Below are 21207 nucleotides of genomic sequence, written 5' to 3' on the forward strand. Positions count from 1 at the left end.
ACCAGTAGCAGTCGCTATTCAGTATAATAAAACAGAAAGGAGTTTGGATTATGATTCAGGACCAGAGTCTTCTGCGAGAGTTGCGGACTGGTCTCCTTCTGGCGTCTCGTAAATGACACGGAGCGAGTACGTGTCTTTTGCAGCCACTCTGATACTGTTTCCTGCACTAACTTCGCTTTCTCCGGAATGGCCGACCCATGCTTGGGAACTGTTCTCTGAGACGACGTTTACAGTGGGTGCGCTAGAATCATTCCAGTTATCCGAACTACCTGAACCAAGCCCACTCCCGCGAATATACAAGCTATTGCCCTCTATCGTGTCACCACCGTCGTGGGTTATTGAAAGGACGCCCTGATCCGACACACCAGAAGGCGCAGTTCCTTCATCGAAATCGAATGAGAAACTAGCCTGTGGCGTTGCTTGCTGAGCCTGATCACCGAGACCGAGTACGAACGATGCGATGACTGCCGCAAGAATCACTGTAATTGCGACCATCAGAATGACACCGATAACCGGGGAGACGGCGTCATCATCTTGGAATAGCTGTTTTAGATCCATTGCAAGTGTCCAAAATCAAGATACTATATTAAAACCAATTCACTGTTAGTTTAACATTTCGACGTTCAAGCTTGACTTGAGACCGGGATAGACTGAATTGAAAGTGTGCGTCAAGGGGGGCCTGGATCTGACCCCCTGGTTTGGAAACCAGTATTACCCTTTTGATTTCAGCGGGAACCAACCCGCAAACGCCCTTTCAACGACTTTTCTGATATTGATTCCGGTTTCAGAATGCTACAAGGTGGCCTTGAACTCGATTTAGACGCCACAAATCCGATATCTGATTGAACCCCACGGGGTTGCAGCTCGAAGATCGGACTCGACGCGATATGCACACGAGCGGGAACTGGCCGTGTGCATATTCGCAACCAATCGGGTGGGAACGTCGATGTGATCGTGCCGCGATGGGTATGGGCCGCAGCGGTCTTTATCAGTAATCGGGCTTCGGATTAGTCGAGAATACCTGTCTTTTGACCTCGTGTTCACGAGCGGGCTGTATGCGAATCCGTGAAGACGGTAAGCACGCTCATCGCACAGACACTATTGAACAGGCTGCAGAGTTCTGGGACTGTAACAAGACGAAGGCACTCATGCGATCCGCTGAGTTCTCCTGGCGAATCGACGAGCGAATACAGACCGTTCTCCGTCGGGACGACCTTACTATCCGGCAGAAGCGAGAGATTGCTGATACCTTGTGCATTCCAAATACATATGAAATCAAAATTGTGCAATCCGCAAAAATCAAAAAGTAGCTGATTCACGACCTTAGAACCGAAAGGGGTAGCATAACATTCAATATAGTATTCTAACCACTATTTGAATACGAACAGAAAGCTACCCTCTTTTGAAGGCAACATAATTCTGAGATTCTGTTAGGATAACAATTGTTCCCTTGGGCCATGTAAGTCGTCGGATGGCCCAACAAATGTCATACCTGCTGGGAACAAGATTTAGTCCAAAAGCCCAGAACAGCATGAAATCTACAACAGGTGAAGTGCCAATATAAAGTAAGGCTAAATAAAAAATAGATAGCAACTGTGGAGCGAGTAATGAAACAACTGTCTCTTTTGTCTGCAATATCTCTTTACCAAAGTCAACACGGTTTGGCCACACAAAACTTGGTTCATACCCTATGTAATCTAGCACGACGTAGTGTGCTGATTCGTGAAGATATAGTGATCCCGTAATTATGAAAATAAATAATACAATCTGTGCAATCAACGGTTGAGAAATACGATATTGAACCTCCAGAAAGTGCGTAACAGCAAGGAATAGAATACAGAGGCCAATTGTGGTTATTAACATAGCCCAGTTTGGCATCTCGTACTCTTTCGGCTCTGTATAACCATCAGGTGACTCAGGAGCCTCCATCATGTTATCCGAATTAACATCCTCTATTTCAGCCGCGTAGTACCTTCTTTGCTGATGGCCACGGCTGGTTACTCGCATCCAGCCTTCCTTCCAGATACCGTAGCCCATATCCGGTGATATCGTAGTTCTGGAACTGGCGGGTCAGCGGTTCGATCATCTGTGCGTATGTGAGCATCCGGCAGCGTTCACGCACACGGCCCACAGAGGCACGGAGAGACACCTTCTGTGCAATGTACTGTGGTGATGACCAGCCTTCGTCTTTCAGTATTTCGAGGATTCGTTCGTCGAGCGGGACCATCCATTTGGCGGGCTTGCGTGACATGATTCAGGGCAACGTCGTCAGCTGTTGATACCGGGACCGTCAGTGGCGTCAGCTCCATTCTCCTCGTCAGCGGAATTTCCACGGTTGATGTACCGTTCCTTTCCTGCGTCGTACTCTCCGTTTAGATATGCTTCCCCTTCCTCGGTGATTACATACACCCCGTTTGCCAATGGTTGGAGGAGATCGTGGTCAGCGAGTTTTTTCAGTCTCCGAGAGACTGAGGATTTCGAGATCCGTACCTCATCACGACTTTCCAGTTCTTTCGGCGAGCCGTTTCCTTCCTCGTGAATGATCTCAAGGATTCTGTCGTCCCAGATTGTCATCCACGAGCCAGACTGTCTCATTGGTTGCCCGTATGGGATAGCATCTTGTTTGTACTGGTAATGTTCCACCTATCCCATATAATACTGCTACTGAAACAGCGTTGCATTTATGCAATAGTGGGTACTTGGTAAGTATGCGAAGCACCTGATTCGGTCGAAGATGACTCTCCTTGGTTCGTGAAGAACGGGCGGTCTGGTACACCGCCCGAAAGGGTGGCTTCGCGCTCTGTAGGCCATGAGCGAATCCACCATTACGGGGCTACAGCCCCGCACGAACACCGAAGCATCGCAATCGAATAGTTCTGACGACGGCAGTTGCGCCATCTGTCGAGCTGACGCTGACGGGATTGATGCACGGACCCTCAAGCCGATTTGTTCAGGCTGTGCAGCCCGCAGCTTTGACGATGGGCGGTCAGTTCGCGGAGGTGAGAAGGTATGAGTAACAATCTCCAACCACTGGAACCGGGCCGCGCCGTCGATATGTACCTCAAAGCCCGACAGGACGAACTGACCGAATCAACGATCCAATCACAGGAGTATCGGTTAGAAGCCTTCCAGCAGTTCTGCCGCGAAGAGGGCATTGAGAACTTGAACGACCTCTCGGGCCGGGACCTGTACGCCTATCGCGTCTGGCGGCGTGAAGGAAACGGGAAGGGCCGCGACGAGATCGAGCCCATAACCCTCCGCGGGCAGCTGGCCACGGTCCGTTCGTTCCTCCGATTCGCTGCTGAGGTAGATGCAGTTCCCGAGGATCTTCGGACGAAAGTCCCGCTACCGACGATCAGCAACGCTGGTGAGGTGAGTGCATCGACGCTCGACCCCGAGCGCGCCGATGTGATTCTCGACTACCTCCAGATGTACAAGTACGCATCAAGAGTCCACGTCATCGCCCTGTTGTTGTGGCACACCGGAGCCCGCATGGGTGCGATTCGTGGGCTAGATATCGATGACTGCGAACTCGAACAGGACAATCCGGGCATCCAGTTTGTCCATCGCCCACAGACCGATACGCCGTTGAAGAACGGGGAGAAGGGTCAGCGCTGGAACGCTATCAGTGACCACGTTGCCAACGTTTTGCAGGACTACATCGACGGGCCGCGTGAACCGGTCTTCGATGAACACGGGCGTCGGCCGCTCGTTACGACTTCTCAGGGTCGTGCTTCCACGTCGACGTTCCGGACGACGATGTACAGAGTTACCCGGCCATGCTGGCGGGGGGCGGAATGCCCGCATGACCGCGATCCGGAGGAGTGCGAAGCCACGTCGAATCGGAAGGCTTCGACTTGTCCATCCGCTCGGTCACCACACGACGTTCGGAGTGGCAGGGTTACCGCGTATCGGCGTGAGGATGTCCCGCGCCGTGTGGTGTCGGACCGACTGAACGCGAGCGACCAGATTCTCGACAAGCATTACGACCGCCGTGGCGAGCGTGAGAAGTCTGAACAGCGCCGCGATTACCTCCCTGAGGTGTAACAATGATTCACCGACTTACTGTTAGTAACCGCATGACGGAACCGCGAAACCGGCAGGGCCCATTTCTGCTGTCTCAAAACTTGTAATATGGCTATCTGCTGGACTGAATAGCGTTATTGCTTCGGGCCCGCCTCCGCTCACCGTCCGCTGCTCACTCGTCGACAACGACGACCTTGACCTGTTGGACGCCACCAATTGCCCGGAGTCGGTTGGCCAACTCGGTGATTGTGCCACCCGCGCCCTCAACGACCAGCGTCTCCATACAGGTATCGTGGGAGAGATGAATGTGCTGGACAGAGGTGATGATGTCGGCCATGTCGTGTTGGACTGTCTGGAGTTCGTCAGCGATGCCTGAGACGTGGTGGTCGTGGACAATGACAATGGTCCCATGGTGGTGTTGCTCGTCACCGGACTCCCACTCGTAGGTCGCAAAGAAGTCACGCAGCGAGTCGCGTATCGCCTCCGACCGACTCGCGTATTCCCACTCGTCGACGATGCCGTCGAGCCGGTCGACCATCGACGATGGAAGTGTCAGACTTATCCGGTCGAGATCGTCACTCATGTGTGTCGATAGGGCGGGGCCCGCATATGGATATCCGGGCTTCGGTAATACTCACCCGCCGGCAGTAATACTGCCCGATGAAAAAGTATTATTACCGCGCCGGGACCAGACTTGGGTAGCATGCATATTCCCGATGGATATATCGATCTCCCGCTTGCACTGCTGTTCGGTGCGCTTGCGGTCGTCGTTTTGAGCGTCGCTGCAAAACGCGTCAACGGTGAGATATCCGACGCGCGCGCACCGTTGCTCGGCGTCGTTGCGGCGAGCATCTTTGCTGCACAGATGCTCGACTGGCCCATTCCGGGCGGGACCAGCGCCCACTTCGTCGGCGGCGCGTTCGCGGCGATTCTCCTCGGCCCGCATCTGGGCGCACTCTGCGTCGCGACCGTCGTCACGATTCAGGCGCTCGTCTTCGGTGACGGCGGGCTCGTGGTGCTTGGCGCGAACGTGTTCAACATGGCTGTCGTCGAGGTGTACGTCGGCTACGCCATCTATCGCCTGCTTGTCCCCTACGGTGAGTTCCGGGCCGCCTTCGCTGCGGGGTGGCTGGGAATCACGGCCGGTGCACTGACCGCCGCGTTCCAGCTTGGCCTCTCCTCGGCGTTCCAGTACCAGTTGCTGACAACGCTGTCGATAATGGGCGTCGGGCATCTCGTGCTCGGGCTGATTGAGGGGGCCATCACCGCCTCGGTCTACCGCTACCTCGCTCGCGCTCGCCCCGACCTCCGGCCGAACGCCGCTTCAGAGGTGAGCGCGTGATGGCTCGGAACCGCCTCGACTGGCTGCCTCGTGCCCTCACCGCGTTGCTGGTCCTGACATTGCTCGCGCCGGTGTTCGGGTGGGCAGCCGGGCAGGTCGGCTACGCCGAGCCCCTTGAGAACGCCGCCGAGACGACAGGTGCGACAGAACACGCCACCGCCGTCGGTACCGCCCTGTTCCCCGACTACGGTGTCCCCGGACTCGGCGGCGCGACCGGGACGTTCGTGTCGGCTGTCGTCGGAACGGCACTGACGCTCCTCCTCGGTGCTGGCATCGGTCGTCTGCTCGGGGCGGATACCGACCAGCGGCAGTAGCTGATGTCCGGTAGAGACCTGCTTGACCGGACCGTCGCGGCTATCGCGGCCAGCGCTCAGTGGTTCCTGCTCGCGGAGGACCTCCCGGACCGGGACGGGTTTCTTCAGGCCGTTACGCCGACGGTCAAGCTCGTCGGCATCGCAACGCTTGTCGCCCTGACCGTGACACAGCGGGCGCTGGCAGTCGTCAGCGCGCTCGCGCTTGTTGCCACGGTGCTCGCGGCGCTGTCGCGGGTCCCCGTTCGGACCTTTCTGGGTCGCCTGACTGGCCCGCCGGCCTTCGCGCTCGTGGTCGTCGCGCCGCAAGCGTTCTTGATGGGTGGCCCCTCGCTGGGGTCGCTCCCGCTCTCGGCCGCTGGCGTCGACTACGTCCTCACGTTCGCCGTCCGCGTAACCGCGTGTGTCGGTTTCCTGTCCGTGCTGCTGTTGACGACCCGCTTCGCCGACCTGCTGGCGGCGTTTCGCCGGCTCCGAGCGCCGCCCATTGCCGTCTCACTGCTCGGAATCACGTACCGCTATTTGCTCCTCTTTTTCGCGGAACTCGAACGTATGGTCCGGGCCCGCCGGAGCCGAACCATTGCTGAGCCGAGTCTTCGCCGGAACTGGCGCGATTCGGGACACTTCGTTGGCTCGTTTCTCGTCCGGAGCTTGGAACGCGGCGAGCGGGTCCAGCGGGCCGCTCGTGCCCGTGGCGGGACTGGCTCGACACCGGCACAGCCCCGGGAACCGCTCGGGCGGGCCGATTTCGCCTTCGGATTGGTCGTCGCACTCGCCGTCGTGGTGGTGGTCGCGTGACTGCCATCGAGGCGACTGCCCTCCGGTACGCCTACCCCGACGAAACGCTGGCCGTCGACGGCGTCGACGTGTCCATCGAGCGCGGCGATCGCGTTGCACTGCTCGGCCCGAACGGGGCTGGCAAGTCGACCCTGCTGGAACTGCTGGGTGGGTTAGTCGACCCCGACGGCGGGCAGGTACGGTACTTTGGGGCGACGACCGACGCCGATACCGTCCGTAGTCGGCTGAGCGTCCTCACGCAGAACCCCGCGGACTACCTGTTCAATCCGACCGTCCGCGAGGACCTCGCCTATGGGCCGGCACAACTCGACTGCGACCGCGCGGAAGTCGACCGCCGCGTCGAGCGAGTCGCGGACCGGCTTGACCTCGATGGCCTCCTGTCGAAGCCGCCGTTCCGACTCAGCGGCGGCGAGCAGCGTCGAGCCGCCCTCGCCAGCGCGCTCACCGTCGAGCCCGACGTACTGCTGCTCGATGAGCCGGTGAGCAACGTCGATGCCGCGAACCGGGAAACGATTCTTGACCTGCTCGATGAACTCGCGGCCGATGGCGTCACGCTTGTCGTCTCAACGCCGGACACCGAACTCGTCCCACACGTCGCAGACCGGGTGCTGTTGCTCGACGATACTGGCACGATTGCTGCGAGGGGGACGACCCGACGTATCCTGACCGACACTGACCTGCTGCGGGACTGTGACCTGCGCCCGCCGCAGGTCGTCAGACTGTTCGAGGGTCGAACAGTGGACGTGCCGCTGACTGTCGATAGTGCCGCCGAACGGCTGGATGCAGCTGGGTTAGATACCAGAGAGTGACGGCATAGCGCGTGGGGACACTGGAGCCTATCAGCTGGATCTCATTCCGACGCGTCAAGCAAGCGGCCGTGCACGTCGATTTCGCCGTTCCGAATCCGGGTACTGCTGATTCGTGTGCCGTCTTCGGCGACGACGAACGGCGGCGTGTGGATTTCCAGCGGGTGGAGCCCCGACTCCCGCCGCTGCTGATTGAGTTCGTAGGCGCGGCGCTGTGCCTTTGCCTCCGGCGAAGCGACGAGCGCATCCACGTCCGCCCGTGTCGCGGCCGGTCCCTGCGTGTCGTCTAACCGGACAATCTCATACGTGGCGGTGTATGGCTCACCTAGCTGGTCTAGCTCAGAAGCGAGCGCGCTCCGACGGTCATCGTACGCACCCAGCTGCTTGACGTGTGTTGGGTCGCTACGCGTCTCTGTGGCCAGTTCGGGGCTCGTCAGACCGACGATGACGTGGCCGTCGCCACTCCCGTCGTGGCTTGCGGTCTGAAACGCTTTGTGTAGGAGCGCCCGGTGGCCGTTGTGAATCGGTGTGAAGGTCCCGCCGAGAATCGCTGTCCGGTCCGCGTCTGCCATACGCGAATGTCCCACCAGCATCATATATAGCTGCTGTCCGTCGTATGACTCGTCAGCGCCAACTGCTTCCATCGACTGTAACCCGGTAACACTCGCGTCAGCAGTCACTCAAGTAGTTCCGGCACGTATTGATACCAATGACCGAAGTCACCCCCACACCGGGTATCCACCACGTCACATGCATCGCGAGCGACCCGCAACAGAACATGGACTTCTGGGTCGAAACGCTTGGACTCAGGCTCGTCAAGCGCTCGATCAATCAGGACGACCCCAGTACGTATCACTTCTTCTTTGCCGACGCTGAGGGGAACCCGGGAACGAGCATGACGTTTTTTCCGTGGGAGGACCACGCACAGGGGAAGGTCGGCTCCGGACAGGTCTCACGCACCGCGTTCCGCGTTCCCGAAGGGAGTCTCGATTACTGGGAGGGCCGCTTTGACGAGTACGGCGTCGACTACGACGACCGCGTCGAGCGGTTCGGCGAGACTGTCCTCCCGTTCCGCGACCCGGACGGGCTGCCGGTCGAACTGGTCGAAGTCGAGATTCCTGACGACGACCCGACCGAGCCGTGGACGGAGTTCGTTCCCGAAGACGCCGCCATCCGCGGCTTCCATTCCGTAACGCTGTGGCTCGCTGACCCCGAACCCACAGCGGACCTGCTCCAGACGATGGGCCTAGAGGAAGTCGGGACGGAGCAGGCACAGGGGGATACGCCTGGCGACGAGCGGACCCGCTTTGCCGCGACAGGCTCCGTCGGGAAGTACGTCGACGTGTTACCGACAATCCAGGGCGGCCGACAGGGCCACGGCACGGTTCACCACGTCGCCTTCCAGACGCCGACCGACGAGGACCAGCAGTCGATGCGCGAGGCCGTCCGCGGTGCGGGGCTACGCCCCACGTCACAGATCGACCGTCACTGGTTCCGGTCGGTCTACTTCCGGGAATCCGGCGGCATCTTGTTCGAACTCGCCACAAGCGGCCCCGGCTACGACAGCGATGAACCGCTTGACGACCTCGGTGGCCGGCTGGTACTGCCCGGAACGTTCGAGAGCCGACGCGAAGAGATCGAGGCGGGGCTCACGGACGTGACAATTCCTCGGTCAGAGACAGCCGAAGCCGACGACTAACGCCATCGAACCGGTCGGTATTCGCTTCATTCTTCGTGTTAGTCTGTGAGTAAATATGAGTACTGGGGGTGTCCTGTGTCACATGTCCACAGAGGGCCAGGAATACGTTATCGCGCCGTGGGGGGACAGTGAGTGTGAAACGACCGATGTCACGGTCGACTTGCCGTCCCGAGAGCTTGCAGCCCAACTGGAAATCCCGACAAGCGTGCTAGACCGCATGGCACAGCTCAGCGACAAACACGACATCCCAGTGACGCAGGCGCTCGGGGAGCGACTGGAAATCAACCGGGCGCGGATGTCGCTGTATGCCGCGAAGTCGGTTGACGACGTGGCCGCCGTCCAGCAGCACCTCACTGACGCCCGTGAGTACCTGTCCGGCGTCGAGACGCTCGATACCGACGACCTCGAAGCCGACATCGAACATCTCTGGACCAACGAACTCGGCAGCGCATAATCCCGTCGGTGAAGTGGACAGCGGACGAGAGCGGCTATGTGTCCCCATAGCGGCTTAGAAAGTGGTTTACTCATACCCTGGACTAGTTGGTAATGAATCGGGAGATGGGGCGCGGTACAATACGCGAGGTCGAATTCCGTCCCCGTAGCACTGGTCAGAGTGCCCTTTTCAGGTTTTCTCTCAATTCTTTACCGTTGGCTTGGAGTTTACAGTAACTTTAATTCCCTGAGTATCTCACCTGTGTCCGTAGAATTATAATGAACGATAATAGACGACTTTGGATCGTAGCTGCAGTGTCGTTGCTCCTGATATTCGGCGGGAGCGGGCTCGCATGGACAGTGCAAACAGACGCCGGTTCCGTGGAGGTTCGCGACGTGACGTTCTCCGGGGCCAACGGGACGATGATGAGCGGGACGCTGTACATCCCCGAGGAGGCGAGCAGTGCGTCCCCACAACCGGGGGTGCTGGCCGTCCACGGGTACATCAACTCGAAAGAGACGCAATCGCCGTTCGCTATCGAGTACGCGAGACGGGGCTTCGTCGTGCTCGCTATCGACCAGACCGGCCACGGCTACTCGGACCCGCCAGCGTTCAAAAACGGCTACGGTGGCCCCGACAGCCTCGAATATCTCCGGTCGCTGGACTACGTCGATAACGAAAACATCGGGCTCGAAGGCCACTCGATGGGTGGCTGGACTGTCATCACGGCGGCCGCGGCCCATCCGGACGGGTACGAATCGATGGTCATCGAGGGCTCCTCGACGGGGTCGAACCGCGCCCCCGAAGGCACCGATTCGTTCCCACGGAACCTCGCCGTCGTGTTCAGCGAGTACGACGAGTTCGCCCCGTTGATGTGGGGAACGGCGAGTGCCTCCAACGTCGAGCAGAGCGACAAACTCCAGACGGTGTTCGGTACGGACAGCGCCGTTGAAGAGGGGCGCACTTACGGCAGCGTCGAGGACGGGACCGCACGGCAACTGTACACGCCGGCAACGACCCACCCCGGCGACCACTTCTCGACTGCAGCCATCGGCGCGTCCATCGAATGGCTCCAGTTCACGCTCGAAGGTGAGGACGAAATAAATCCTAGCAACCAGGTCTGGTACTGGAAATCGCTGGGGACCTTTATCGCCCTCATCGGCGGTGTGCTGTCACTGTTCCCGGCCGGTGGACTGCTCATCGAGCGGGCATCGACTGACAGGCTTCGACGGGAGTACCCCGACGGGAAGGGGATGACCGGCGGCAAGCGGTACGCGGCGGCGCTCCTCGCAGCGGCCATCCCGATTGTGACCTACTTCCCGCTGCAGGACATCGCACCGGCGGTCATCGGGCTCAGTTGGCTGTTCCCACAGCAGATCAACAACGGCGTGATCGTCTGGGCGCTGGGGAACACGGTCATCACGGCGGTGCTGTTCGCGGTGTGGCATTACACGAGCAACGCTGACGACCCGTCGGTGTCGCTGGCGAACTACGGCCTTGACACGGGCGATGGCGCACGAACGCTCGGCATCTCGGTTCTGGCCGGTGTCGCTACCGTCGGTGTGTTGTATCTGCTGGAAGCCGTCGTGGCGTTCCTGTTCCAGACGGACTTCCGTATCTGGGTGTTCGCCATCAAACTCCTGTCCCCGGCGCAGTTCCGGATCAGCTTCTCGTATCTCTTGCCGCTGTTTGCCTTCTTCGTCGTCCTCGGTGCGCTCCTGCACGGTCAGCTCCGTCCCGAGGGCGAGTCCCGGTCGCTCCGCCGCGCGATGGCGACGAACTGGCTCATCGTCGTCGGTGGGTTCGTCGTCCTGTTGGCGATTCAGTACATCCCGCTGCTGACCGGCCAGCCCCTGCCGCTTGGCCACCCACTGCTGACAATCTTGGCGCTGCAGTTCGTCGCCTTGCTCAGCATTGTGGCCTTCGTTAGCACGTACTTCTTCAGAAAGACGGGTCGGGTCTGGGTCGGCGCGACGATCAACGCCGTTCTCGTGACGTGGGTTATCGTTGCCGGGACAGCGACGCAGTTCCCCGTCTAGACCCGGCGTTTCCTTCTCTATTCGCTCTCGGTGACGGTGGCGTTCCGGCCGTGACGACACACAGCCGAAACCGGGCGGTGACTCAGTCGTCGCCCATCACACCCTCCGCGACGGCCATGTCCTCGACCGTGGGGTCATCCTCGGACGCCCGGAGGACGAACCGCTTGCGGATCAGGTCGGCCGCGTAGATGGCCGTCCCGAGGATGATGAGCGTGTCTCCGGGGAGTCGCGCCCAGAACAGCGTCTGGACGAGCGGCTGGTTGTAGAACGCCACGCTCCGGGCCGCGGCGTAGCTGCCGGTGAACGCCGCCTCCAGCTGGAGGAAGCCCACGGGCAGGACGGAGACGAACACCATCAGTGCGAGGCCGACGTTCCAGCACCAGAACGCCGCCCGGAGCCAGGACCCGTCCCAGCGACCGGGTTTGATTGCGAGCTGGAGCATGTAGGTGACCATCCCCAGCGCGAGGAAGCCAAAGGCTCCAAACATCGCGGCGTGGGCGTGGCCGACCGTGAGGTAGGTGCCGTGCTCGTAGTAGTTGATCAGCGGGAGGTTGATGAAGAACCCGAGCACGCCGGCCCCGACGAAGTTCCAGACCCCGCTGGCGATGATGAACATGAACGGGAGCTTGTAGGGGAACCCGCCGGTCTCAGACATGGCCCGGTACTGACCCAGCGCCTCATAGAGGATGAACACCAGCGGCAGCAGTTCCAGCGTCGAGAACACGCTCCCGATGGGGACCCACATGTCGGGCATGCCGACCCACCAGTAGTGGTGGGAGACGCCGATGACGCCCGTACTCATCACCAGCAATGCTTGCAGCATGACCGCCTTCTCTGCGCTGCGGCGGCTCAGTAGGTTCATCGACACCAGCGTCAGCCCGATGATGGCGACGATGAAGAACTCGAAGGCCCCTTCGACCCACATGTGGACGACCCACCAGCGCCAGAACTCCGTGACGGCGATGTTAGTCTCCGGGGTAAAAAAGAACCCAGCGGTAAACAGCAGGGCAATCGAGCCGCCGGCGTACAGGATCATGTGCGCGAGGCCGAACACCGGCTCGCGGTCCAGCAGCGGCTTCAGGCCCCGAATCGAGAGGACTGCCCACAGGCCGAAGCCGGCGAGCAGCCCGACCTGCCAGACCTTCCCGACTTCGAGGTACTCCAGGCCCTCGTTGCCGATGAGCCACCAGAGGTCGCCGAAGTAGCCGTGGGAGCCGAGCCAGATGCCGCCGAGGCCGCCGACGGTGACGACGACGATGGCCCCGAGCAGGATGTCGATGTACGTCGACTGACGTTTTGGCTCGTGGCCGGTCAGCAGCGGCGGGAGGAACAGTCCCGCGCCGAGCCACGTCGCGGCGATCCAGAGAATGCCCAGGTCGATGTGCCAGGTCTTCGCCATGGCAAAGGGCAGTAGCTGGAGGATGTGGACGCCGAAGATTTCCTCGATGCCGAAGAAGCCGGCCCGTTCGATGTAGAAGTGCGCAAGCAACCCACCGAGTAACACCTGCGCGAGGAACAGCCCGGCGGCGACCGGGATGAACCGCAGGGCGGCCCGCTGGCTGGGGAAGATGCTCACGTCGCCCGGTTCGGGAACTGAGAGGTCGCCGGCGGATGGTTCCGGGAGGCTGACGGACTGGTACAGCCAGATGCCGCCACCGGCGGCGGCGACGAGGAGGACCATCGCGATGACGCTCCAGGTCATCGCCGCGCCGGTCGCGTCGTTCCCGGCGGCGGGCTCGTACGGCCAGTCGTTCGTGTAGGAGTGTTCGCCGCCCGGACGGTCGGTGTGGGAGAACCACGCCGTCCACATGGCGAAGTCAGCAAACTGTCGGGCGTCGGCTTCGGAGTCGATCATCCCCTCGGGAACGCCCCGTTCGTGGCTCCCCTCGTGGTACCGCTCGACGTACTCCTGCCGGACCTGCTGGTGGGCGTACAGCTCCGCGGCGGAGTACTCGATGTTTCCGCCCTCGTACTCTCCACTGAGGTCCTGTTTCACGTCGTCATCGACGGCGGCCTGTTCAGCCGTCGACAGCGATTCGTACTCGGTCCCGTAGCGCTCCTCGGCGTAGTACGTCCGCATATGCTGGGTTTTCAACTCCAGCGAGTCAGCGGTGTAGTCCGCACCGTAGTACGCGCCGTTCCCGAGAATCGACCCGTGGTTCATCAGCCCGTTTTTCTGGAACGCCTTCTTCCCGTCGCGGATGTCCTCACCCGTGACGAGTGTCTCGCCGTCGGGTCCGACAACCTGCTCCGGGATGGGTGGCGCTTCCTGATACGCGATCCACGCGCCGGCCCCCATGACGATGAGGTTGAAGACGAACGCGGCGGCGATCACCTTCGCGATTGTTTTGCGTTTGAGCTTCATGTGGTTGGACCTCCAAGACCCCAAAATAAGAAGGGAAGAAGACGTTCTCAGTCGCTGGCGACGGGAGGGAACATGTTCGCCCTGATAGGGACTAGTGGTGTCCCGTCCCCGGATTCGATGTGGGACGTGGCGGGGTATCACAAGGCAAATTACTACCTGTCCCTCCCACTCTGATATGCGCCGTCGCCACTTCGTCCAGACGCTCGGGGTGTCAGCACTGGTCGGGAGCGCGGGCTGTACCGGGCAGTCGGACGACACAGCACCGGCTTTCGAAGTATCGAGCCCCGCGTTCAGTTCCGGGGACGAGCTTCCGGCCCGGTTCACCTGTGACGGCGACGGCGTTTCGCCACCGTTCGTCATCGAGCGCGTCCCGGAGCCGACGGCGGCGCTCGCCGTCACAGCCGAGTACGACGGAGGTGTATTCAGCCAGCCGGTGTTCTGGACGCTCTGGAACGTCCCGCCGGAGACGGAGCGGATTCCCGCAGGGCTCCCGCGCGAGCCGACCCTCGACACGCTCGGCGGCGCTCGACAGGGAACACACCCCCCCAATGATCCGGGGTACGAACCGCCGTGTCCACCGGCCGGACAGCCCTACGAACACCGGTTTCAGGTGTATGCACTCGGCGAGGAGCTGTCTATCGAGGGTGGAACCGAACAGGAACCGGCGACGGAGGCCATCGCAAACGCACTCATCGCTAGCGCCCGTCTCACTGTGGACTACACTCACCCAGCTGCGACCGAAAGCTAACGAGCGGCACCCGGACGCGAGCGGATCCAGCACGCCGTCTGAACGACTCTCATTTGTTGCTGTCTGCTGGGTGTACGGCTCCTGAGTGGCACAGCCCGCTGTAACTGACCATCTCGTCGCACGTGGCGCGCCGCTAATTATGGCAATGTTTCACAATACCATTAAACCTATATACTGATGTGCTATACCATATCATGTATGGCGTCCGCACCGAGTAGTGACGATATGTTCGACGAGTTCCTCTCCCAGCGTGGCCACGACGTGGACCAGAGTGGTTGGGAAGAGAGCTATAACAAGAAGCAGTGCCCTGATTGCGGCGGTCTTCACGAGTCGACAGCGGCACAGTGCTCGGTGTGTGGCTGGACACCGGTACGGTAAGGATACTCCGCTTTTCGGTCTTCCACCTTTCATCCGGGAGCGACAGTACCGACCTGCAGAACCGGCAGTTCGCTCTCTGCCGAGCTGTGCCTCACGCCGTCGCTTGTCGGGACAGCAACGGTATAGACAGTCGGAACTGCGTTACAGTGCGCAGAAAGGAAGTGGGGAGTCTTTGCGTGGCCAGCCGGCGGTTGGGGGGTCGTGTGCCAGCGGGCCGACCGGTTCGTAGCCGACGATTGGGGGGTCGTGTGTCGGCGAGATAACCGGTTTGTGGTGGTTACAGCGCATCGAGCGACGCATGGAGGAACAGCCCGAGCGCGAGATGTTGGTATGCGGACGTCGCAATCTGCTCTTTTGCAGCCGCATCGTCCGCGATTCCGTACTGTTTCGTCTGGACGAGTTCGTGCATCTGGAGCGTGCCATCTGCTTCTAACTCGTGCAGCCGGGGGTACACTGTCCCCGGGCTCAGTTCGGCACCGAACTGGGCTTCCAGTTCCTCCATCAGTCCGGTCCCGTGGGTGCCACCATCGGCGACTGCGATCATCGCCAGTAGGATCTCTTCCAGACTCTGTGTGACCAGGCCGTCATCGACCGCGGTCTCGCCGTCAACGACGTCGTCAATGACCGGGTCCAACAGCGACTCCGTGATGGCGTCACGACTGGGTGGGTCATGCGATTCCGGGCGCTCTGTATCGCCGAGAGGGGTCACTCGCTCATCGGCGTTTCGGCCCTGCATCTTGCCCGTCGTCACGCGACGGAGGTTGTCTCCGGACATCGTCTCACCTGAACGCAATCCGCAGTGGAAGCTACAGGGGCTATCGTCATATAAACGGGGCAGTGTTTTCTGAACGTGAAACCACCACAGTGCTCGAAAACGCTTATATAATATGACGCGAATCTTGGTGTAGTGGCTGAGGAACAGAGCATCGAGGAGATTCTCGATACGATCGGCGACCAGCACGCGCGCCGTGTACTCGCCGCAATCAGTCGAGAACCGCAGTCGGCAAAGGAACTCGCAGAGGGGTGTGACCTCTCATTGCCGACGGTGTATCGACGTATCGAACTGCTCGACGAGTACGACCTCATCACCGACCGGACGCTCGTCGCCGAGGACGGAAACCACTACAAGGTGTACGAGTCCAACTTCGAGTCGACGGTCATCTCGCTCGAAGACGAGGAGTACAAAGTACGCATCTATCGGGAGGAGAACCTCCCGGACCGGTTCAGTCAGCTCTGGGACGAGCTGAACCCGGAATGAGTGTGCCGACCAGTGAACGGGTGACCGCATGACGACTGGCGTGGCTATCGCACGTAGTGTGCTCATCCTGATGCGGATGGTGGTGTTCGGGCTGACACTCGGTATCACCCTGATTAGCTTTCAGGCCTACCGGAAACGCCCGTCAGAACGCCTCCAGTACGCGTTTGTCGGTTTTGCGTTTATCAGTATGGGCGTCGCTATCTCCAGCGTTATCACGCAACTGAGCGCCGGTGAGACCGGTGCCATCGTTCGCGTGTTCTTCCAGATGTCGAAGACGATCCCGTTTATCATCGGGTTCGCGATGTTGTACGTGTCGCTGTACCGGTGAGAAATCTGCTTGGGATCGTCTGTCACTTGCCGTCCTCCTAAAGCACGTTGTTTATTTGGCCGCGGTCCCACTACATGTTCAATGACTGATTCGACCACCGAGGTTGTCCGCCTGTTCGGTGGGCCCGGTAGCGGGAAGACGACGGCGCTGCTCGACCGCGTCGACGAACTGCTGGAAGACGACGACGTCGATTTCCGTGACGTACTTGTTGTCTCGTACACGCGTGCGGCGGCCGCCGAGATCCGTGAACGGCTCGCGGACCGACTCGGGCTGTCCCCTCGTGCCCTTCGCGGGAACGTCTGTACGATGCACGCGAAGGCGTACGAACTGCTGAACCTCTCTCGTGGCGATGTCGTCGGTGAAGACGACAAGGAAGCCTTCTGCGAGGAGTTCGGCATCGAGTACGAGGACGAATACGAAGGGTCCCGGCGTCGGTCGGCCCGCTCGACGACCCTCGGGAACAAGATCATCGCAACGAGTCAGTGGCTCCAGCGGACCCGCCGTGACGTCGCCGACTGGTACGATGTCCCGTTCAAGTGGGACGACGAGGAGGTCCGACTCCCACCCGAGATCGACGACAACGCCCAGACCGGGAACAAGTACACGCCGACCTGGCCAACCGACGACGACCGTGTTGACGTGCCAAGCGTCATCCGCGGCTGGCGCACCTACAAAGGCGAGAACGACCTGACCGGCTTCGCAGATATGCTCGAACGGGTCGCCCAGCGCTCGCTGCTCCCCAACGTCGACTATCTCATCATCGACGAGTTTCAGGACATCACGACGTTGCAGTACGACGTGTACGACGAGTGGAAACCCCACATGGAGCGGGTGCTCATTGCCGGCGACGACGACCAGGTCGTCTACGCCTGGCAGGGCGCTGACCCCGACCTCCTGCTTGAGGAAGCCGTTACCCAGGACGAGGTCCTTCCGAACTCCTATCGGCTCCCCTCGCGCATTCTGAACGTCGTCAACCGCGAAGTCCGCCACATCGAGAAGCGTCAGGAGAAAGACCTCAATCCGCGCAAGGAGGGCGGCCGCGTCGAGGCGGTCCAGAACCCCTCGATGTTTGACCTCTCACGGAATGTCACGCGGACCATTGAGCAGTCCGACGAGACGGTGATGGTGCTGTTCCGCGCTCGCTACCAGATGTTTCAGTTCATCGACGAGTTCATCGACAACGGGATCCCCTTCTCCTGTCTCACTGACCAGCGGATGTGGACTGACCGCCTCACCCAGTACGTCAACGGGCTCGAAGCCGTCGAAGCTGACGAACCGCTCACGGTGCTCGAAGCGCGCCGGCTCGCTGATATGCTCGTTGACTCCGCCTTCGGGACGGGCGAGCGCGACGACCTCTTTGACGCGCTCGAAGAGATCGACGAGTCCCACGAGGACGAAGACATCGCCGATATCGAAATCGAACCCGACGTGGTTCAGGAGCACGTCCCGTTCCTCCCCGATTCGGCCTCGGCAGGCGACATGCTCCGGAAAGTGACCAACTTCCAGGAGCGGACCGTCGACGCGTACTTCACCGGCGACTACACCGGAATGGACGCCGACCGTGTTCGTGTGGGGACTATCCACTCCGCGAAAGGTCGTGAGGCCGACCACGTGTTTGTCGCGACCGACCTCACGGAGAAGGTCGTCGAACAGATGGCCGCGACTGTCGACCAGCAGGGTATCGAGGTGCCCGGCATGGAAGAATTCACGAAACACACCAGCCCCATCCCGACGCTGACCGACAACGAACGGCGCGTGTTTTACGTTGGGATGTCCCGCGCCCGCGAACGGCTTGTCCTGCTTGAGAATCTCGTCGACGGCGCGCCGACGCTACCCATCGACGTGTTGCTGGAGAACGAGCCAAGTGACCGCTCTATCGAGCAACTGCTTGACGACGCCAGCGAGACCCTCGCGGCTGACTGAGACGGTCGGTTTCCTTACTCGTCGATTGTTCCACCCTCCAGGTAGTACCTCGTCTTGTCACGCGTTGACTGTGCGATCTTTGTAAATGTGACCACCCGCTGGTCACCGTCGGTTTCGTCGTGCTCGACGTGGAGTTCCAGCCCTTGGCCGTGGAAGTACGACAACAGGTCGTCGATGGTTCTCGGGTCGCCGCGAACGGTGTGCGTTTCGCCGACCGGGTCGCCCGCGTCAACCGCCCGTACCGTCTCGACTGCAGGCTCGAGGATGGCCTCGCCGAGTTCTCGTGCCCGCTCGCGGACTGCTGCCGGCGACTCGCCGCGTTCGACCGCCTGAAAAGCTTCCCGTATGACGCGCGTGAAAACGAAGTCCCGCCCGTAGTCGAAGGGTAGTTCGAACGCGTGTTCGAGGTCGGCCCGGTGGATAGCGCTCGTTGTGTACTTCAGCGCCGTCTCCCCGTCGGCCGATTTCAGGACCACGCCCTCCCGGCCACGGGCGTTCAGGTCGTCGATCCGTTCGCGGGCAGCGTCGACGGCCGCCGTCGGCGTGAACGTCCCGTAGTGGCCGACGCTGTCGAGGCCGTAGGTCGTACACCGGTCGAGTCGCCGTTCCACACCCATCGGCGTCCCGCTCTCGCGGTGGCGGATCCCGAACACGTAGAATCCGACCTCATCGACCTCGCTGTAATCGTGGTCTGTGTAGGGATTCTCCGGCCCGACGAGTTCGCCACACAACATCTGCTCCGGGTGGTCATCGAAAAACGCCTCGGCGTCCAGCAACGCTTCGACCTTCCGCGTGGTGTAGGGGCAGACGAACCCGCTCCGGGTGAACGCCAGGAGGTCGCCGTCGATCCGTGCAACTCTGACGTTGTAGCCGTTGAGTTTCTCCTCGATGGCGACGGGGCCGTCGAACGTCTCTCGGATCGCCGGTTCGAGGACGAGCGCACGCGGCATCGACGGATAGCCGCGAACGATCACGTCGCCGACGAGCGCCGTCCCGCGCTCGACACCGTGACGCTCGTCGCTGAGATGTCGATACCGCTGTCCACGAAACCACTCGGTATCGAAGTGTTCCAGCAGGTCCTCGGGGCCGGTGTCGATATCGAACAGCGACCCCCAGTCTCTCGACATACGTGTTTCTTGTTGACATGACACTAAAATACTGCTGGCGAGCGTTACTACCGTACCTGTCAGAGAGCATTAGTGGCCGGCTATCGTAGCGCTAGTATGGTCGACCGCCCGCTCAAACAACGGTTCGTCCTCGACACGTCGCTGTTTCTCACCCCCGAAATCAGGAGCGGCGACGAGGACCTGGAGGCGGCCTGTCTGGACCTGCTCGATCTCATCTCGGAGGCGAAACTGGTCCACAACATCTCCTGTTACATGCCACCGTCGATACAGGCGGAACTGACGACAATGCTCGAAGACCGGGCCATCAGCGACGAGGTGCTGACGAAACTCGACACATGGGTCATCACGAAGTCACCGGCTCACCACGAGGTGCGGATTCCGGCGGATCTCGTCTACGAGTTCATCGACGAGATGTCTGAGCGGGTCGACCGTGGACTGCGCGTCTCGGAGAAGGCCGTCCGGAAGGCCGAGGAGTCGCGGGCCGAAACGGTCGAGGAACACGACCACATGACCGAAGTGGACAAAGTCATCTCGGACCTGCGCGACGAGTACCGGGACACGCTCCGACAGGGCGTGCTCGACTCCCGCGAGGACTTCGACCTCCTGATTCTCGCACAGGAACTGGACGCCGGCGTCGTCACGGAGGACCAGGGCATCATCAACTGGGCAGAGGACTTCGGACTGCGGTATCTCAAGGGCCGGAACTTCCCGCCGCTGCTCAGGGAGTATCTCGCCGCCGACGATCCGGACCGCTGGCGCGACGAGAGTTAGTCGTCGTCGCCACTGTCCGGTGGGTTTCCGCCGGGGAGCGCACTGCGCGCCCGCCCAGCGATTGCGCCGGGGATATCTGTCGGGGAGGGAGCGACCCACTCGATAACCAGTAAGGCGGCGGCTAACCCGAGAAACACCGCACCGACCGCTGTCTGGCCGCGGGCGAGGTTGTCGACGCCGAGGAGGGTGACCCGCGCAGCGAGTACGACCGCGACCATCAGCTCGATTGTCCCGATGAGTCCCCGTGCCATCGGCTGCCGTAGGCGGTGACTAAACAAAAACATCGCGCCTGCGTGACGACTTGCGTCCGCACCAGCGCCGAGGGACATACGTTCAAGTCGCTGCCGGCTGAACCTCGCTGGTATGCAAATCGGCATCGTCTCGGATACGCACGACAACGCGTCGGAGGTCGAAGCCGCAGTTGAGACGTTCGCTGACACGGGCTGTGAGACTGCCGTCCACTGCGGCGACTTCGTTGCGCCGTTCTCCGTGACACCGTTCGACGACGACTGGTCGTTTTACGCTGTGCGCGGCAACAACGACGGCGAGTGGGCGGTCCAGTCCACCGTCAAGGAGTTTGGCACGTACTTCGGTGAGATGGGTGAGCTGACAATCGACGGGCACACAATCGCAGTCTATCACGGAACCAGCGGGGAGATCGTCGACGCGCTGGTCGAGTGCGGAAGCTACGACTACGTTTTCCACGGGCACACGCACGAACGCGGTTCCGAGGAGCGTGGGGGTACGGTCCGAATCAACCCCGGCGGCATTTCGATTCCGCCGGCGCCCGAGCCGTTTTCGGTTGCGACGCTCTCGACGGAGACTGGCGAGGTCAAATTCCACGAACTGGGGTGA

At 60.8% G+C, this 21207-nt stretch carries 25 protein-coding genes; 15 read left to right on the forward strand and 10 right to left on the reverse strand.

Going from position 1 to position 21207, the window contains the following annotated elements; genetic code table 11:
• Positions 1-48: 48 nt before the first annotated feature.
• The 4 genes from G9C82_RS11000 to G9C82_RS11015 all read right to left on the reverse strand — a co-directional run bounded on the left by G9C82_RS11000 (position 49) and on the right by G9C82_RS11015 (position 2595).
• The gene (locus G9C82_RS11000; RefSeq protein ID WP_127014106.1) at positions 49-558 is read right to left on the reverse strand and encodes a type IV pilin; all 510 of its coding nucleotides are present in this window, start codon (positions 556-558) and stop codon (positions 49-51) included.
• 834 nt (positions 559-1392) lie between these two features.
• Entirely contained in the window at positions 1393-2037 is a 645-nt protein-coding gene (locus G9C82_RS11005) for a hypothetical protein (RefSeq protein WP_164734758.1), read from the reverse strand.
• On the reverse strand, positions 1958-2251 hold the full coding sequence (locus tag G9C82_RS11010) for a winged helix-turn-helix domain-containing protein (protein ID WP_127014109.1): 294 nt from the start codon (positions 2249-2251) through the stop codon (positions 1958-1960). The genes G9C82_RS11005 and G9C82_RS11010 overlap by 80 nt, the downstream gene beginning before the upstream one ends.
• A gap of 17 nt (positions 2252-2268) precedes the next feature.
• Positions 2269-2595 carry a PhiH1 repressor gene (locus G9C82_RS11015; protein WP_127014438.1) on the reverse strand — a complete coding sequence of 109 codons (327 nt, stop codon included), beginning with the start codon at positions 2593-2595 and terminating at the stop codon, positions 2269-2271.
• Between the two features lie 459 nt (positions 2596-3054).
• Here G9C82_RS11015 and G9C82_RS11020 point away from each other — a divergent pair, with 459 nt between their 5' ends.
• A complete protein-coding gene (locus tag G9C82_RS11020) occupies positions 3055-4047 on the forward strand; it encodes a site-specific integrase (RefSeq protein WP_127014439.1) in 993 nt (330 codons plus the stop codon).
• Between the two features lie 151 nt (positions 4048-4198).
• Here G9C82_RS11020 and nikR read toward each other — a convergent pair whose 3' ends face one another.
• Positions 4199-4609, reverse strand: coding sequence for a nickel-responsive transcriptional regulator NikR (nikR, locus tag G9C82_RS11025; protein WP_004958951.1), 411 nt, complete (start codon positions 4607-4609; stop codon positions 4199-4201).
• Positions 4610-4729: 120 nt separating this feature from the next.
• Here nikR and G9C82_RS11030 point away from each other — a divergent pair, with 120 nt between their 5' ends.
• From G9C82_RS11030 to G9C82_RS11045, 4 genes are read left to right on the forward strand one after another with little or no spacing between them, the layout of a single operon-like run.
• A complete protein-coding gene (locus tag G9C82_RS11030) occupies positions 4730-5368 on the forward strand; it encodes an energy-coupling factor ABC transporter permease (protein ID WP_121302375.1) in 639 nt (212 codons plus the stop codon).
• The gene (locus G9C82_RS11035) at positions 5368-5682 is read left to right on the forward strand and encodes a PDGLE domain-containing protein (protein ID WP_121302376.1); all 315 of its coding nucleotides are present in this window, start codon (positions 5368-5370) and stop codon (positions 5680-5682) included. Before G9C82_RS11030 ends, G9C82_RS11035 begins: the two co-directional genes overlap by 1 nt.
• 3 nt (positions 5683-5685) lie before the next feature.
• Entirely contained in the window at positions 5686-6477 is a 792-nt protein-coding gene (gene cbiQ / locus G9C82_RS11040; protein WP_004958945.1) for a cobalt ECF transporter T component CbiQ, read from the forward strand.
• Positions 6474-7286 (forward strand): energy-coupling factor ABC transporter ATP-binding protein, encoded by an 813-nt coding sequence (locus G9C82_RS11045; protein ID WP_127014110.1) that lies wholly within the window; start codon positions 6474-6476, stop codon positions 7284-7286. Before cbiQ ends, G9C82_RS11045 begins: the two co-directional genes overlap by 4 nt.
• Positions 7287-7327: 41 nt before the next feature.
• Here the strand turns inward: G9C82_RS11045 and G9C82_RS11050 are convergent, their stop codons facing one another.
• On the reverse strand, positions 7328-7855 hold the full coding sequence (locus G9C82_RS11050; protein WP_049919126.1) for a phosphopantetheine adenylyltransferase: 528 nt from the start codon (positions 7853-7855) through the stop codon (positions 7328-7330).
• Between the two features lie 137 nt (positions 7856-7992).
• Here G9C82_RS11050 and G9C82_RS11055 point away from each other — a divergent pair, with 137 nt between their 5' ends.
• The 3 genes from G9C82_RS11055 to G9C82_RS11065 all read left to right on the forward strand — a co-directional run bounded on the left by G9C82_RS11055 (position 7993) and on the right by G9C82_RS11065 (position 11454).
• Complete coding sequence (locus tag G9C82_RS11055) at positions 7993-8982, forward strand: ring-cleaving dioxygenase (RefSeq protein ID WP_127014111.1); 990 nt, start codon at positions 7993-7995, stop codon at positions 8980-8982.
• 82 nt (positions 8983-9064) lie between these two features.
• Positions 9065-9436, forward strand: a complete 372-nt coding sequence (locus G9C82_RS11060; RefSeq protein ID WP_127014112.1) for a hypothetical protein — start codon at positions 9065-9067, stop codon at positions 9434-9436.
• A 257-nt stretch (positions 9437-9693) separates the two neighbouring features.
• A complete protein-coding gene (locus G9C82_RS11065) occupies positions 9694-11454 on the forward strand; it encodes an alpha/beta hydrolase (RefSeq protein ID WP_127014113.1) in 1761 nt (586 codons plus the stop codon).
• A gap of 82 nt (positions 11455-11536) precedes the next feature.
• On the opposite strand, the gene G9C82_RS11070 is transcribed toward G9C82_RS11065, so the two are convergent.
• Positions 11537-13819, reverse strand: a complete 2283-nt coding sequence (locus tag G9C82_RS11070; RefSeq protein ID WP_127014114.1) for a nitric-oxide reductase large subunit — start codon at positions 13817-13819, stop codon at positions 11537-11539.
• A 175-nt stretch (positions 13820-13994) separates the two neighbouring features.
• Between G9C82_RS11070 and G9C82_RS11075 the strand changes: the two genes are divergently transcribed.
• Complete coding sequence (locus G9C82_RS11075; protein ID WP_127014115.1) at positions 13995-14567, forward strand: YbhB/YbcL family Raf kinase inhibitor-like protein; 573 nt, start codon at positions 13995-13997, stop codon at positions 14565-14567.
• A gap of 198 nt (positions 14568-14765) precedes the next feature.
• Positions 14766-14945 (forward strand): HVO_0416 family zinc finger protein, encoded by a 180-nt coding sequence (locus tag G9C82_RS11080; RefSeq protein ID WP_004515335.1) that lies wholly within the window; start codon positions 14766-14768, stop codon positions 14943-14945.
• Between the two features lie 277 nt (positions 14946-15222).
• Here G9C82_RS11080 and G9C82_RS11085 read toward each other — a convergent pair whose 3' ends face one another.
• A complete protein-coding gene (locus G9C82_RS11085) occupies positions 15223-15720 on the reverse strand; it encodes a PadR family transcriptional regulator (RefSeq protein ID WP_004958931.1) in 498 nt (165 codons plus the stop codon).
• Positions 15721-15852: 132 nt separating this feature from the next.
• Here G9C82_RS11085 and G9C82_RS11090 point away from each other — a divergent pair, with 132 nt between their 5' ends.
• The 3 genes from G9C82_RS11090 to G9C82_RS11100 all read left to right on the forward strand — a co-directional run bounded on the left by G9C82_RS11090 (position 15853) and on the right by G9C82_RS11100 (position 18454).
• Positions 15853-16203: a helix-turn-helix domain-containing protein gene (locus G9C82_RS11090; protein WP_127014116.1), complete on the forward strand. Its 351-nt coding sequence runs from the start codon at positions 15853-15855 to the stop codon at positions 16201-16203.
• Positions 16204-16231: 28 nt separating this feature from the next.
• Complete coding sequence (locus G9C82_RS11095; RefSeq protein WP_127014117.1) at positions 16232-16531, forward strand: hypothetical protein; 300 nt, start codon at positions 16232-16234, stop codon at positions 16529-16531.
• 81 nt (positions 16532-16612) lie between these two features.
• Positions 16613-18454 carry a UvrD-helicase domain-containing protein gene (locus tag G9C82_RS11100; protein ID WP_127014118.1) on the forward strand — a complete coding sequence of 614 codons (1842 nt, stop codon included), beginning with the start codon at positions 16613-16615 and terminating at the stop codon, positions 18452-18454.
• A gap of 14 nt (positions 18455-18468) precedes the next feature.
• On the opposite strand, the gene G9C82_RS11105 is transcribed toward G9C82_RS11100, so the two are convergent.
• Entirely contained in the window at positions 18469-19581 is a 1113-nt protein-coding gene (locus G9C82_RS11105; protein ID WP_127014119.1) for an RNA ligase, read from the reverse strand.
• 96 nt (positions 19582-19677) lie between these two features.
• Here G9C82_RS11105 and G9C82_RS11110 point away from each other — a divergent pair, with 96 nt between their 5' ends.
• Positions 19678-20352: an RNA ligase partner protein gene (locus G9C82_RS11110; protein WP_004958916.1), complete on the forward strand. Its 675-nt coding sequence runs from the start codon at positions 19678-19680 to the stop codon at positions 20350-20352.
• Here the strand turns inward: G9C82_RS11110 and G9C82_RS11115 are convergent.
• The gene (locus tag G9C82_RS11115; RefSeq protein WP_127014120.1) at positions 20349-20603 is read right to left on the reverse strand and encodes a hypothetical protein; all 255 of its coding nucleotides are present in this window, start codon (positions 20601-20603) and stop codon (positions 20349-20351) included. The two genes, G9C82_RS11110 and G9C82_RS11115, sit on opposite strands and share 4 nt — an antisense overlap.
• Positions 20604-20715: 112 nt before the next feature.
• Here G9C82_RS11115 and G9C82_RS11120 point away from each other — a divergent pair, with 112 nt between their 5' ends.
• Positions 20716-21207: a metallophosphoesterase gene (locus G9C82_RS11120; RefSeq protein WP_127014121.1), complete on the forward strand. Its 492-nt coding sequence runs from the start codon at positions 20716-20718 to the stop codon at positions 21205-21207.

Source organism: Haloarcula sp. R1-2, assembly GCF_011627385.1.
GTDB classification, from domain to species: domain Archaea; phylum Halobacteriota; class Halobacteria; order Halobacteriales; family Haloarculaceae; genus Haloarcula; species Haloarcula marismortui.

Coding starts and splice junctions, on each gene's coding strand:
- G9C82_RS11000 (WP_127014106.1), bottom strand. CDS start 558: ATGGATCTAAAACAGCTATTCCAAGATGATGACGCCGTCTCCCCGGTT.
- G9C82_RS11005 (WP_164734758.1), bottom strand. CDS start 2,037: ATGGGCTACGGTATCTGGAAGGAAGGCTGGATGCGAGTAACCAGCCGT.
- G9C82_RS11010 (WP_127014109.1), bottom strand. CDS start 2,251: ATGTCACGCAAGCCCGCCAAATGGATGGTCCCGCTCGACGAACGAATC.
- G9C82_RS11015 (WP_127014438.1), bottom strand. CDS start 2,595: ATGAGACAGTCTGGCTCGTGGATGACAATCTGGGACGACAGAATCCTT.
- G9C82_RS11020 (WP_127014439.1), top strand. CDS start 3,055: ATGTACCTCAAAGCCCGACAGGACGAACTGACCGAATCAACGATCCAA.
- nikR (WP_004958951.1), bottom strand. CDS start 4,609: ATGAGTGACGATCTCGACCGGATAAGTCTGACACTTCCATCGTCGATG.
- G9C82_RS11030 (WP_121302375.1), top strand. CDS start 4,730: ATGCATATTCCCGATGGATATATCGATCTCCCGCTTGCACTGCTGTTC.
- G9C82_RS11035 (WP_121302376.1), top strand. CDS start 5,368: ATGGCTCGGAACCGCCTCGACTGGCTGCCTCGTGCCCTCACCGCGTTG.
- cbiQ (WP_004958945.1), top strand. CDS start 5,686: ATGTCCGGTAGAGACCTGCTTGACCGGACCGTCGCGGCTATCGCGGCC.
- G9C82_RS11050 (WP_049919126.1), bottom strand. CDS start 7,855: ATGGCAGACGCGGACCGGACAGCGATTCTCGGCGGGACCTTCACACCG.
- G9C82_RS11055 (WP_127014111.1), top strand. CDS start 7,993: ATGACCGAAGTCACCCCCACACCGGGTATCCACCACGTCACATGCATC.
- G9C82_RS11060 (WP_127014112.1), top strand. CDS start 9,065: ATGTCCACAGAGGGCCAGGAATACGTTATCGCGCCGTGGGGGGACAGT.
- G9C82_RS11065 (WP_127014113.1), top strand. CDS start 9,694: ATGAACGATAATAGACGACTTTGGATCGTAGCTGCAGTGTCGTTGCTC.
- G9C82_RS11070 (WP_127014114.1), bottom strand. CDS start 13,819: ATGAAGCTCAAACGCAAAACAATCGCGAAGGTGATCGCCGCCGCGTTC.
- G9C82_RS11075 (WP_127014115.1), top strand. CDS start 13,995: ATGCGCCGTCGCCACTTCGTCCAGACGCTCGGGGTGTCAGCACTGGTC.
- G9C82_RS11080 (WP_004515335.1), top strand. CDS start 14,766: ATGGCGTCCGCACCGAGTAGTGACGATATGTTCGACGAGTTCCTCTCC.
- G9C82_RS11085 (WP_004958931.1), bottom strand. CDS start 15,720: ATGTCCGGAGACAACCTCCGTCGCGTGACGACGGGCAAGATGCAGGGC.
- G9C82_RS11095 (WP_127014117.1), top strand. CDS start 16,232: ATGACGACTGGCGTGGCTATCGCACGTAGTGTGCTCATCCTGATGCGG.
- G9C82_RS11100 (WP_127014118.1), top strand. CDS start 16,613: ATGACTGATTCGACCACCGAGGTTGTCCGCCTGTTCGGTGGGCCCGGT.
- G9C82_RS11105 (WP_127014119.1), bottom strand. CDS start 19,581: ATGTCGAGAGACTGGGGGTCGCTGTTCGATATCGACACCGGCCCCGAG.
- G9C82_RS11110 (WP_004958916.1), top strand. CDS start 19,678: ATGGTCGACCGCCCGCTCAAACAACGGTTCGTCCTCGACACGTCGCTG.
- G9C82_RS11115 (WP_127014120.1), bottom strand. CDS start 20,603: ATGGCACGGGGACTCATCGGGACAATCGAGCTGATGGTCGCGGTCGTA.
- G9C82_RS11120 (WP_127014121.1), top strand. CDS start 20,716: ATGCAAATCGGCATCGTCTCGGATACGCACGACAACGCGTCGGAGGTC.